Raw genomic sequence first — 12,764 nt, forward strand, 5'->3', positions numbered from 1 at the left:
CGATGAGTGTTTCGACCCCGACCGTCACCAAGGGGGCCGCGGGCCGCCCGCGCACCGCCGCCCCCGGCCGGCGCGCGGGCCGCCTCGCCGGCCGCCCCGCGGGCCGCACCCACCGCGCCCTCACCCCCTGGCTCTTCCTCGCGCCGGGCCTCCTGATCACCCTCGCCTTCAACCTGTATCCGTTCCTCGCCACCGTGTGGAAGTCGTTCACCGACGCCCGCACCCTGACGACCGGCAGCTTCGTGGGCCTCGACAACTTCACGGCGCTCGTCCACGACGACCAGTTCTGGGTCGCGCTGCGCAACAGCGCGCTGTACGTGGTCCTCGTCGTGCCGTGCCTGGTCCTGCTGCCGCTGCTCCTCGCCCTCCTGGTCCAGCGGCACATCCCCGGCATCGCCTTCTTCCGGTCCGCGTACTACACGCCGGTCGTGGCGTCGGTGGTCGTCGTCGCCCTGATGTGGGTGTGGATGCTGGACGACCGCGGCTTCGTCAACGGCGTGCTGCGCATGGTGGGCGTCGACCCGGTGCCGTTTCTGTCCAACCAGTGGCTCCTGCTGCTCAGTTCGATGGCCCTGACGGTGTGGAAGGGCCTCGGCTACTACATGATCATTTACCTGGCCGCGCTCGCCAACGTACCCAGGGAGCTCCACGAGGCCGCCGAGGTCGACGGCGCGGGACCGGTCCGCCGCTTCGTCTCCGTGACCATGCCCTCCGTGCGCTCCACGATGGTCCTGGTCGCCGCGCTCTCCGCGGTCTCCGCCTTCAAGGTCTTCAGCGAGGTCTACATGATCGCGGGCCCCACCGGCGGCCCCGCCGGCGCGGACACCACCCTCGTCATGCTCATCCAGCGGGCCGGCACCGGGCTCCAGGGCCGCACCGGCTACGCCTCCGCCATGTCGATCGTGCTGTTCCTGCTGACCCTGGTCCTGATGCTGCTCGTGCTGCGGGCCGACCGGAAGGACAAGGACTGATGGCCGCCGTCGCCCAGCACACCGCCGACTCGCCGCGCTCCGCCGCGCCCCGGCGCACCCGCGCCCCCCGGTGGCGCAAGGCGCTGCGGTACACGGCCCTGGTGCTGGTGCTGCTCATCATGATCGGCCCGTTCCTGTGGCAGCTGTCCACCTCGCTCAAGGGCACCACCGAGGACATCTACACCTCGCCGCCCCGGCTGCTGCCCGCGCACCCCACCGTCGCGAACTACCGCGACGTCGCGGACATCATCCCCGTCTGGGACTTCATCCTGAACTCCCTGAAGGTGGCCGTCAGCAACGTCGCGACCAACGTGATCGGCGCCGCGATGGCCGGCTACGCGCTCTCCCGGCTCCGCTTCCGGGGCCGCGGCGCCGCCGCCGTCGTGTTCGTCCTCGCGCTCCTGGTGCCGACGGAAGCCACCATGCTCGCCCAGTTCGCCACGATGCGCTCCTTGGAGCTGAACAACACCCTGGTCGCCGTGGTGCTGCCCGGCTGCATCGGCGCGATGAACGTCCTGCTGATGCGCAACGCCTTCGACACCATCCCGTACGAGATCGAGGAGGCGGCCGTCATCGACGGCGCCAACGTGTGGCAGCGCTTCACGCGGATCGCGCTGCCCGCCGTGAAGGGCACCCTCGCCGTCGTCGCGATCTTCTCGTTCATGGGCGCCTGGGACGACTTCCTGTGGCCCCTGATCGTGCTCTCCGACTCCGAACACTTCACGCTCACCGTCGGCCTGAACTTCCTCCACGGCACGTTCTCCGACAACCAGCGCGTCGTGGCGGCGGGCACCATCATCGCCGTCGCCCCGCTGATCGTGCTCTTCGCCTGCCTCCAGCGGTTCTTCTTCCGCGGTGTCGGCGAGGGCGCGGTCAAGGGATAGCCGCACCCTCCGCACCCAGGAGCACCTCCGCCCGCCAGAACTACCTTGGAGCTCACCCCATGGCAGCCCCGCGCTTCGGCGTCAACTACACGCCCAGCCAAGGCTGGTTCCACCACTGGCTCGACTACGACCCGGACGCGGTGCGGGCCGACCTCGACGCGATAGCCGCGCTCGGCCTCGACCACATACGCGTCTTCCCGCTCTGGCCCTACTTCCAGCCCAACCGCACCCTGATCAGGCCCCGCGCTGTCGAGCACCTCCTCGACCTCGCGGACGCCGCCGCCGAGCGGGGCCTCGACGTCAACGTCGACGGGCTCCAGGGGCACCTGTCGAGCTTCGACTTCCTGCCCGCCTGGACCCGCACCTGGCACCGCCGCAACCTGTTCACCGACCCGGACGTCGTCGACGGACAGGCCGCCTATCTGCGCACCCTGGCCGCCGCCCTCGCCGACCGGCCCAACTTCATCGGCCTCACCCTCGGCAACGAGATCAACCAGTTCTCCGCGGGCCCCCACCCCGACCCCGACCGGGCCACCCCCGACGAGGCCGACGCCTGGCTGGAGCGGATGCTGGCCGCGTGCGAGGAGGGCGCGCCGGGCCGGCTCCACCTGCACGCTGAGTACGACGCGTGCTGGTACCAGGACGACATGCCGTTCACCCCGGCCCAGGCGGCACGGCGCGGCGCCGTCACCGCCGTGCACTCCTGGGTCTTCAACGGCACCGCCCAGCTCCACGGGCGGGTCTCGACGGCGACCGAGCACCACGCCGCCTATCTGATCGAGCTGGCCAAGGCCTGGGCCGCCGACCCGCACCGCCCGGTCTGGCTCCAGGAGGTCGGTGCCCCCGCCCCGCTGGTGCCGCCGGTGCACGCCGCGGCCTTCACCGAGGCGACCGTCGAGAACGCCCTGGACTGCCCGGACCTGTGGGGCATCACCTGGTGGTGCTCGCACGACGTGTCGCGCGACCTCGCCGACTACCCCGAACTCGAATACGGTCTCGGCCTGTTGACCAACGACGGGCGCCGCAAGGACACCGCCGAGGTGATCGCCCGTACCGCCGCGGCCTTCCGCGACGGCGCCCGCGGCTACGCCCCCGCGCCCCGGGCCACCGCCCTCGTGGTGCCGGACGCCCCCGAGTCCCGCTCGCACTGCGCCCCCGGCGGCGCGGTCTTCGAGGCGTTCTTCCGGCTCACCGCCGACGGCGCCCGCCCCACCACCGTCCTCGCGAGCCGCGCCGCCGACCGGGCCCATCTCGCCGCGCGCGGCATCACCGACGTCATCACCCCAGACCAGGTCCGGTAACGCTCCCGCCCAGGAGGCACCCCGTGAACCAGCTCCCCACCAGACGCGCCGTGGTCGTCGCAGGCGCGGCCGCCGCCCTCGCCCCCGCGCTCCCCGCGTACGCCGCCCCCGCGGCCCGCACCGCGCCGCACCCGCCAACCGGGGCCGCGCTCAAGCCCGTTCAGCCGTACGCGTCCTACTGGTACCCGGACTCGCTGCCCGCCGGCAGCCCCGGCCCCGGCATCACCTGGCGCAGTCTGGCGTCCTGGCGCGCCGAGAGCGACCCCGACCTGGCGTTCAACGCGGCGTCCGTACCGCTCGCGGCGCGGTTCACTCCCACCGCCGCCAACACCACGGCCCGCGCGGGACAGGCCCGCGTCCAGTCCCTCGTCTCGTTCGGGCCCACCGCGTCCAACCCCTCGCAGGGCGCCCCCACCGCCGACTACTACGCCCTCACCCACTGGGCCTACCTGGACGAGCTGGTCTTCTGGGGCGGCTCGTCCGGCGAGGGGCTGATCCTCGCGCCCAACGCGCCCGTCGTGGACGCCGCCCACCGGCACGGCGTGCCCGTCCTCGGCAACGTCTTCCTGCCGCCCGCGGCCTACGGCGGGCAGCTCCAGTGGACCCGCGACCTCGTGCGGAAGGACGCCGCGGGCCACTACCCGCTCGCCGAGCGGCTCGTCGCGGTGGCCGCCGCGTACGGCTTCGACGGCTGGTTCGTCAACGCCGAGACCGGCGGAGGGAACACCGCGCTCGCCCTCGACATGCGCGGCTTCCTGACCGAGCTGAAGCAGCTCGGCGCGGCCAGGGGGCAGCGGGTCACCTGGTACGACGCGATGACCGCCAACGGCTCGGTCAGCTGGCAGGGCGCCCTCAACAGCCAGAACGAGGCCTTCTTCCGGGCCGCCGACACCATGTTCCTCGACTTCCGCTGGACGGCCGCGACGCTCGCGTCGTCCGGCGCCAAGGCCGGCCAACTGGGGCGCGACCGCTACCAGTTGTGGGCCGGTGTGGACGTGGAGTCCCACGGCTGGGACACCCCGGTCGACTGGGACGCGATCGTGCCCGCCGCGAAGCCGGGCATCGCCTCGTACGGCTTCTACCGGCCCGAGTGGACCCGCAACCACCTTCCCGAGAGCCGCACCCCCGGCGACTTCCACGCCGCCGACGACCGCTTCTGGACCGGCTCCTCGCTCGACCCCTCGCGCCCGGCCGCTGCCGACCCCTGGCGCGCCCCCGCCACCGCCGTCGCCGACCGCTCCACCATCACCGCGCTGCCCTTCGCCACCACGTTCAACACCGGCCACGGAGTGCGCTGGTACGACGGCGGCGCGGTCACGTCGAGCGCCCCGTGGAACCACCTCGGGCTCCAGGACCGGCTGCCGTCCCGCCGCTGGGTCACCCGCACCGACGGCCGTCATCCCGCCGTCGCCTTCGACTTCGAGGACGCCTGGCGCGGCGGCAGCAGTGTCCTGGTCACCGGGGAGCCGGGCGCGCCGGTCACGCTCGACCTGTACGCCACCCGGCTGCCGCTGTCGCCCCGTACGGTCATCGAACTCACCCACCGCGCCGACGCGGACGTCACCGTCGAGCCGGCCGTCGCCACCGCCGAACCCGCCCGGCCGGGTGACCCGTACCCCTACCGCCTGCTGCCCGCCACAACCCTGAAGGCGGGCGCCTGGACCACCACGCGGCTCGCCCTGCCGGGCCTGTCCGGCACCGCGCGCGCGGTCGGCGTGCGGCTCACCGCGCAGGGCGCGCTGCATTACCGTCTGGGCGCACTGGCCATCCATGACGGCCCTCAAGTGCCGTCCGCACCGGACAAGTTGACAATCGCCGCCGGATCGGACGGCCTGCGCCTCACCTGGCGCCCGGCGCCCGGTCCCGTACGCCACTACGAGCTGCACCGGCTGCTGCCGGACGGCACCCGGCGCTTCCTCGGCGGCACCTGCCAGAGCGCCTACTTCGTGCCGGGCGCGCTACCCGAACCGGGCGAGAAGTCGGCATGCTTCGAAGTGCGGGCGGTGGGCGAGCTCTACACCGCGTCCGGCCCCGCGCGGGCCGCCCACACCTGGTAGCCCACACCCCGGCAGTCCCACCCCTTCCCGAAACGGAGCACCCCCCATGCATGACGACCGCGGCTTGGTCGAAGCCCGCCTCAAGCGCGTTCTGGACGAACGCATCCGTCCCGCCGTGTACCCGGAGTCGGTGCCGCTGGACGTCGCCGTGTGGGTGGCGCCCGGGATTGGGGCCTCCCCTGCTCGAGCGGAGTCGAGAGCTTGGGGAACAGTGCCGGTGGCGGAGGGGCTCGCGGCACAGGTGGTGCCGGTCGCGGTCGGCGACGCGTGGGGCGCGCCCTGGGGCACCAGCTGGTTCCGGGTGACCGGACGGGTGCCGGCGGAGTGGGCGGGCCGCTGCGTCGAGGCCGTCCTCGACCTCGGCTTCGACGAGAACATGCCGGGCTTCCAGTGCGAAGGACTCGTCTACCGGCCCGACGGCACCCCGGTGAAGGGCCTCAACCCGCGCAACCAGTGGGTGCGGATCGGCGCGCCGGTCGAGGGCGGCGAGGAGGTGCGCCTGCACATCGAGGCCGCCTCCAACCCGGTCCTGCTCGACTACCACCCCTTCGTGCCGACCCCGCTCGGCGACATCGAGACCTCGCACCGCGACCCGCTGTACAAGCTGACCCGCATGGACCTCGCGGTCTTCGACGAGACGGTGTGGCGCCTCGTCATCGACCTGGAGGTGCTCGGCGAGCTCATGCACGAGCTGCCCGTCGAGTCGGCGCGGCGCTGGGACATCCTGCGCGCCGTCGACCGCGCCCTCGACGCCCTCGACCTCCAGGACGTCAACGGCACGGCGCAAGCGGCCCGCGCGGAGCTGACCGGGGTCCTGGCGTCGCCCGCCGAGCCGTCGGCCCACCGGATCAGCGCGGTCGGCCACGCCCACATCGACTCGGCGTGGCTGTGGCCGCTGCGCGAGACCGTACGCAAGGTGGCGCGCACCACCTCCAACATGACGGCGCTCCTGGACGACGAGCCCGAGTTCATCTTCTCGATGTCGCAGGCCCAGCAGTGGGCGTGGATCAAGGAGCACCGGCCCGAGGTGTGGGCGAAGGTCGTCAAGGCCGTCGCGGACGGCCGGTTCGTGCCGGCCGGCGGCATGTGGGTGGAGGCCGACACCAACATGCCGGGCTCGGAGGCGATGGCCCGCCAGTTCGTGCACGGCAAACGCTTCTTCATCGACGAGTTCGGCGTGGAGAACGACGAGGCGTGGCTGCCCGACACCTTCGGCTTCGCCGCGGGCCTGCCCCAGATCATCAAGGCGGCCGGCTCCAAGTGGCTGCTCACCCAGAAGATCTCCTGGTCGCAGACGAACAAGTTCCCCCACCACACCTTCCAATGGGAGGGCATCGACGGCACCCGGATCTTCACGCACTTCCCGCCCGTCGACACCTACAACTGCGCGATGAAGGGCAGCGAGATCGCCCACGCCGCCAGGAACTTCAAGGACAAGGGCGTCGCCCGGCACTCGCTCGCACCGACCGGCTGGGGCGACGGGGGCGGCGGCACCACCCGCGAGATGATCGCCAAGGCGGCCCGCCTGAAGAACCTGGAGGGCAGCGCCCAGGTGGTCTGGGAGACGCCGGCCGACTTCTTCGCGAAGGCGGAGGCGGAGTACGTGAACCCGCCGGTGTGGGTGGGCGAGCTGTACCTGGAACTGCACCGGGCCACGCTCACCAGCCAGGCCAAGACCAAGCAGGGCAACCGCAGGAGCGAGCACCTGCTGCGCGAGGCGGAGCTGTGGTCGGCGACGGCCGCCGTGCGCGAGCCCGGATTCGCGTACTCCTACGAGGAGTTGGACCGCGTCTGGAAGACGGTCCTGCTGCACCAGTTCCACGACATCCTGCCCGGCTCCTCCATCGCCTGGGTGCACCGCGAGGCCGAGAAGACGTACGCGGCGGTCGCCGCCGAACTGACCGCCCTCATCGAGAACGCCCAGCGCGCCCTCGCGGGCCGGGGCACCCAGGCCCTGGTCTTCAACGCGACCCCGCACGGGCGCCACGGTGTGGCCGCGGGCGGCGCGGCGGTCCGCGCGGCGCAGAGCAGGCCCGAGCTGTCCGCGCGCCCCGACGGCGGGTTCGTCCTGTCCAACGCCCGGGTACGGGTGGAGATCGACGGGCGGGGCCTGGTCGTCTCGGCGTACGACCTGGGCGCCGGACGCGAGGCGATCGCACCGGACCGCCCCGCGAACCTGCTCCAGATCCACCCCGACTTCCCCAACATGTGGGACGCCTGGGACGTCGACGCGTTCTACCGCAACACCGTGACCGACCTGGTCGAGGCGGACGAGGTGACGGCGGGCGAGGGCGCGTCGGTGCGGGTGGTGCGGTCGTTCGGTGCCTCGAAGGTGACGCAGACCCTGAGCCTCGCCCCGGACTCCCCGCGCCTCGACATCCTGACCGAGGTGGACTGGCACGAGACGGAGAAGTTCCTGAAGCTGGCCTTCCCGCTGGATGTGCACGCGGAGCGGTACGCGTCGGAGACCCAGTTCGGGCACTTCTACCGGGCCACGCACACCAACACGAGCTGGGAGTCGGCCAAGTTCGAGGCGTGCAACCACCGCTTCGTGCACCTGGAGGAGCCCGGCTGGGGCGTGGCCCTGGTCACCGACTCGACGTACGGCCACGACGTGACGCGCACCGTCCGCCCCGAGGACGCCGGGACCACGACGACCCTGCGGGTCTCGCTGCTGCGGGCCCCCCGCTTCCCCGACCCGGAGACCGACCAGGGCCCGCACCGCTTCCGGCACTCGCTCGTGCCGGGCGCGACGGTCGGCGACGCGGTGCGCGAGGGGTACCGGGTGAACCTGCCCGAGCGGACCGTGCCCGGCGCCGGCCCGGTCGCCCCCCTGGTCACCGTCGACAACGACGCGGTCGTGGTGACGGCGGTGAAGCTGGCCGACGACGGCAGCGGCGACGTGGTGGTCCGCTTCCACGAGGCACACGGCGGCCGGGCCCGCGCGACCCTGACCCCCGGCTTCGCCGCGGCAGCCGCCACGGTCACGGACCTCCTCGAACGCCCCCTGTCCGAGACCGAACCGACCGACGGCGCGGTCGAGGTGACTCTGCGTCCCTTCGAGCTGCGCACGCTGCGCTTCACGCGGGCGTAGCGGCATCCCGGGCCGGGCCACCTTGCGGTGGCCCGGCTCCCCGACGGCCGCTGCCATCGCGAGGTGGGGGCACTCCTATGCTCTGTGGCGGATGTCGTACAGGGGGGCGGGGACAAGATGACAAGCGTCGTGGACGGAGAAGGTCCGAGTCAGGAAGAAGTGGACGGTGGCGGGCCGAGTCAGGAAGAGAAGCACACCTGGATCGCGACCTGCGGCGTTCGGTACTGCGTGACGTTCGGGATCGGGTGGATCGTGACGGCGGCCGTCGGCCCACCCGGCTCCGACCCGCACCATCCGGAGGCGTGGGTCGCGATGTCGAGGTGGGCGTCGTTCAAGGACTACCTGTCCGCGGGTCCCGGCATGTTCCTGATGATCGGGATTCCGTCGCTGATCATCCTCATCGTGGTGGGGCTCCGCTGCCAGAGAATGCCGTCCGAGCAGATCAGAGTCATGACGGGCTTCATGCTCCTGCTCCCGCTGTGGTTTCTGCTGTTCGCCGGGGGCGCCCTCGTCGTGCTGGTCCAAGGAGCGTTCCAATGCGCCTTCGCCGCGGTGATGCCGGCGCCTCTGGACCCCCGGGCGGACTGATTCCCGTGGCCACGCCCTGATCGCCGGGGCGCGCCCCGGCCCGCCCACCGTGGGCGGACCGGGGCGCGGACGGGCTCAGGCCGGTCGGAACCACACCGTGGCGAGTGGGGGCAGGGTCAGGTTGATGGAGACCGGGCGGCCGTGGGACGGCGTCGGGTCGGGCTTCAGGGGGTCGGGGTTGCCTACGCCCCCGCCGCCGTAGCGGGCTTCGTCCGTGTTGAGCGTTTCCTGCCAGGCGGAGACCGACTCGGGCACGCCCAGGCGGTACTCGGCCCGGACCACGGGCGAGAAGTTGGAGACCGAGAGGAGCGGCGCGCCGGACGCGTCGTGGCGCAGGAAGGCGAAGACGTTGTCCTCCGCCGCGTCGCCCGCCAGCCAGGAGAAGCCCGCCGGGTCCGTGTCGCGCTCCCACAGGGCGGGCTGTTCGCCGTAGGCCCGGTTCAGGTCGCGCACCAGGTCCCGGACGCCGCGGTGGTCCGGCTCGGCGCTGTAGGACGGGTCGAGCAGCCACCAGTCGGGCCCGTGCTCCTCCGACCACTCGGCTCCCTGCGCGAACTCCTGTCCCATGAAGAGGAGTTGCTTGCCGGGGTGGGCCCACATGAAGCCCAGATAGGCGCGGTGGGTCGCGCGCTGCTGCCACCAGTCGCCGGGCATCTTCGACACCAGGGCGCGCTTGCCGTGCACCACCTCGTCGTGCGAGATCGGCAGGACGTAGTTCTCGCTGTAGGCGTACACCATCGAGAACGTCATCTCGCTGTGGTGGTACTTGCGGTGCACCGGCTCGTGCTGGACGTAGCCCAGCGAATCGTGCATCCAGCCCATGTTCCACTTCAGGCCGAAGCCGAGCCCGCCGTGGTCGGTGGGGCGGGTCACGCCGTCCCACGCGGTCGACTCCTCGGCGATGGTCACGACGCCGGGGCAGCGCCGGTAGACCGTCGCGTTCATCTCCTGGAGGAAGGCCACCGCGTCGAAGTTCTCGCGCCCCCCGTGCTCGTTGGGGCTCCACTCGCCGTCCTCGCGCGAGTAGTCCAGGTACAGCATCGAGGCCACCGCGTCGACCCGCAGCCCGTCGACGTGGAACTCCTCGCACCAGTACGTGGCGTTGGCGACCAGGAAGTTGCGGACCTCCTTGCGGCCGTAGTCGAATTCGAGGGTTCCCCAGTCGGGGTGTTCGGCGCGGGTGGGGTCCTCGTGCTCGTACAGGGTGCGCCCGTCGAACTCGGCGAGCGCCCAGTCGTCCTTCGGGAAGTGCGCCGGCACCCAGTCCACGATCACCCCGATGCCCGCCTCGTGCAGCGCGTCGACCAGGAAGCGGAAGTCGTCGGGGGTGCCCATCCGGGACGTCGGGGCGTAGAAGCCGGTGACCTGGTACCCCCAGGAGCCGCCGAACGGGTGCTCCGAGACCGGCAGGAACTCCACGTGGGTGAAGCCCAAGTCCTTGACGTACGCCGGGAGTTGATCGGCGAGCTGGCGGTAGGTGAGGCGCGGTCGCCAGGACGCCAGATGGACCTCGTACACCGAGAACGGCGCCTCGTGCACCGGGCGCGAGGCGCGGCGCGCCATCCAGTCGTCGTCGCGCCACACATGGTGGGACTCGGTGACGATCGAGGCGTTGGCGGGCGGCACCTCCGTGCGCCGGGCCATCGGGTCGGCCCGCAGGGTGTGGCTGCCGTCGGGGCGCATGATGTCGAACTTGTACAGCGCGCCGTCGCCGACCCCGGGCAGGAACAGCTCCCACACCCCGGTCGAGCCGAGGGAGCGCATCGGGTGGGCGGTGCCGTCCCAGTACGTGAAGTCGCCGCTGACCCTGACCCCCTGGGCGTTCGGCGCCCACACCGTGAAGCGCGTCCCCGTCACGCCCTGGTGCACCATCGGGCGGGCTCCCAGCGCCGTCCACAGCTCCTCGTGGCGGCCCTCGCCGATCAGATGCAGATCGAGGTCGCCGAGCGAGGGCAGGAACCGGTACGGGTCGTGCACCTCGATCTCGTTGTCCTCGTAGGTGACGAGCAGGGTGTAGTCCGGCACCTCGCGCAGCGGCAGCACCCCCGAGAACAGGCCGTCCCCGTCGTCGTGCAGCTCGGCCCGCAGCCCCTTGCCGAGCACGGTCACGGCGCGCGCGTAGGGGCGCAGGGTGCGGATCGCGACACCGCCGCGCACCGGGTGCGCGCCGAGCAGGGCGTGCGGATCGTGGTGACCGCCGGCGAGCAGGCGCCCCCGGTCCGCGGCGGACAGGGCGGGCGCGGGCCGCACGCCGCGACTCGCGGCCCGGCGTGGCGCGGGAGGCGTCTTGGCGGGCTTCGCCGCCGTCGCCGCGGGTGCCGCGGCGCCGGTGGCGGGTTCGGAGGAGTTGCGGGCGGGGCGGGGGGTCACGGGGACTGCCTCCTCGAAGGGCGTCGTACGCGGGTGGGTTCAGGCCCCTGCCAGGCGGTGGATCGCCGCCATCGGCACGGGCAGCCAGTCGGGGCGGTGCCGGGCTTCGTAGAGCACCTCGTACACGGCCTTGTCGGTCTCGTACGCGCGCAGCAGCTCGGGTGATTCACGGGGGTCGCGGCCGGAGCGCGCCGCGTAGCCCGCGCAGTACGCGGCCCGGCACTCCTCGGCCCAGCGGGGGTTGTTCGGCCGGGCGGAGCAGGACGCGTAGTCGAAGGAGCGCAGCATGCCCGCGACATCGCGCACCGGGGGCTGGGGGCGGCGCCGCTCGGCGAGCGGACGGCTCGGCTCGCCCTCGAAGTCGATCACCGACCAGGGGCCTTCGGCGGCCCGCAGGGCTTGGCCCAGATGGAGGTCGCCGTGGATGCGCTGGGCGCTGCCGGCCGACTCCAGCGAGGCGACCGCGTCGAAGGCGGCCCGCAACCCCGGGACGTACGGGGCGAGCGCGGGCACCGCCTGCGCCGTGGCGTCCAGACGCTCGGTCATCGCGGCCGCGATCAGCGCGGTCTGCGGCCGGCCGAGCGAGACGGGCGGGAAGGCGTCGGCGAGCGCGAGGTGCACATCGGCGGTGGCCCGCCCCAGCTCGTACGCCTCCTGGGTGAAGGAGCGCCCGTCGGCGAGGGAGGCGAGCGCCAGCGCCCAGCCGTCGTCGGCGCCGCGCAGGAACGGCTGGAGCACGCCGAGCGTCGTCTCCTGGGGGTGGGAGGTGCCGAACCAGGCGGCGGGCGCGGGCACCCGCTCGCAGCCCTGACGGGCCAGCGCCCACGGCAGTTCGAGGTCGGGGTTGACCCCGGGCTGGACCCGCCGGAACACCTTGAGAATGAACGTATCTCCGTATACCAGCGAGGAGTTGGACTGCTCCACGCCGAGCAGCCGCGGCGCGAGCCCCGGCGCGACCGTGACCCCGGGATCGCGGTCGAAGGACAGCGGGCCCACGCTCCCCGGGGTGCGCAGCCGCTCCAGGAGCAGGGCCGCGGACTGGGGGTCCTGGAGGGCGTCGTACACCGTGCGCCCGGCGAGCGGGCCCTGGCTGGCCCGGCCGATCAGGGCGGGCGCGAGCCGTGGCGGCAGCTGGTCGCGCACGCCGACGAGGAGCTGGTAGCAGTCGGCGGGCGGGGGCTGTGCGGTGGTGCCGGGCAGCGACGGCGTGGCGTGTTCGGTGCGTACGAGCAGGTGCAGCAGGTTCGGCAGCAGCTCCGTCGCGGTGAGCAGCGCGAAGTCCGTGACGGGCCGGCCCTTCCCCGCGAACCAGCGCTGCCGTGGCAGCCATTCGTGCAGCAGCGGGGCGAGTGAGGTCAGCAGCCGGGTGAGTGGAAGGCCGGTGGTACGGGGCGGTGCGGCCTTGGGCATGGCGGCGCATCCTTTCCCCGGGCACACAATCGAGTTGCGCAGAGTGTCCCGGATTGCAACAGAAGCTGTCCGGCGGCGCGCGGGGTTCG

8 protein-coding genes are annotated in these 12,764 nt (G+C 72.6%); 6 read left to right on the top strand and 2 right to left on the bottom strand.

The features are described 5' to 3' along the window. Positions 1–2 precede the first annotated feature (2 nt). The 6 genes from OOJ98_RS21075 to OOJ98_RS21100 all read left to right on the top strand — a co-directional run bounded on the left by OOJ98_RS21075 (position 3) and on the right by OOJ98_RS21100 (position 8,895). Positions 3–971, top strand: coding sequence for a carbohydrate ABC transporter permease (locus OOJ98_RS21075; RefSeq protein ID WP_267056484.1), 969 nt, complete (start codon positions 3–5; stop codon positions 969–971). After that, positions 971–1,855, top strand: a complete 885-nt coding sequence (locus tag OOJ98_RS21080; protein ID WP_267056485.1) for a carbohydrate ABC transporter permease — start codon at positions 971–973, stop codon at positions 1,853–1,855. Before OOJ98_RS21075 ends, OOJ98_RS21080 begins: the two co-directional genes overlap by 1 nt. 59 nt (positions 1,856–1,914) lie before the next feature. Then, entirely contained in the window at positions 1,915–3,156 is a 1,242-nt protein-coding gene (locus OOJ98_RS21085) for a glycosyl hydrolase (RefSeq protein ID WP_267056486.1), read from the top strand. Positions 3,157–3,179: 23 nt separating this feature from the next. After that, positions 3,180–5,213, top strand: a complete 2,034-nt coding sequence (locus OOJ98_RS21090; RefSeq protein ID WP_267056487.1) for an endo-beta-N-acetylglucosaminidase — start codon at positions 3,180–3,182, stop codon at positions 5,211–5,213. Between the two features lie 46 nt (positions 5,214–5,259). Then, the gene (locus tag OOJ98_RS21095; protein WP_267056488.1) at positions 5,260–8,307 is read left to right on the top strand and encodes a glycoside hydrolase family 38 C-terminal domain-containing protein; all 3,048 of its coding nucleotides are present in this window, start codon (positions 5,260–5,262) and stop codon (positions 8,305–8,307) included. A 129-nt stretch (positions 8,308–8,436) separates the two neighbouring features. Continuing rightward, positions 8,437–8,895, top strand: coding sequence for a hypothetical protein (locus OOJ98_RS21100; protein ID WP_267056489.1), 459 nt, complete (start codon positions 8,437–8,439; stop codon positions 8,893–8,895). Between the two features lie 75 nt (positions 8,896–8,970). On the opposite strand, the gene glgB is transcribed toward OOJ98_RS21100, so the two are convergent. Then, complete coding sequence (gene glgB / locus OOJ98_RS21105; RefSeq protein WP_267056490.1) at positions 8,971–11,265, bottom strand: 1,4-alpha-glucan branching enzyme; 2,295 nt, start codon at positions 11,263–11,265, stop codon at positions 8,971–8,973. Positions 11,266–11,304: 39 nt separating this feature from the next. Continuing rightward, entirely contained in the window at positions 11,305–12,675 is a 1,371-nt protein-coding gene (locus tag OOJ98_RS21110; protein WP_267056491.1) for a phosphotransferase, read from the bottom strand. Positions 12,676–12,764: the final 89 nt, after the last annotated feature.

This window comes from Streptomyces sp. NBC_00083, from assembly GCF_026343295.1.
Taxonomy (GTDB): domain Bacteria; phylum Actinomycetota; class Actinomycetes; order Streptomycetales; family Streptomycetaceae; genus Streptomyces.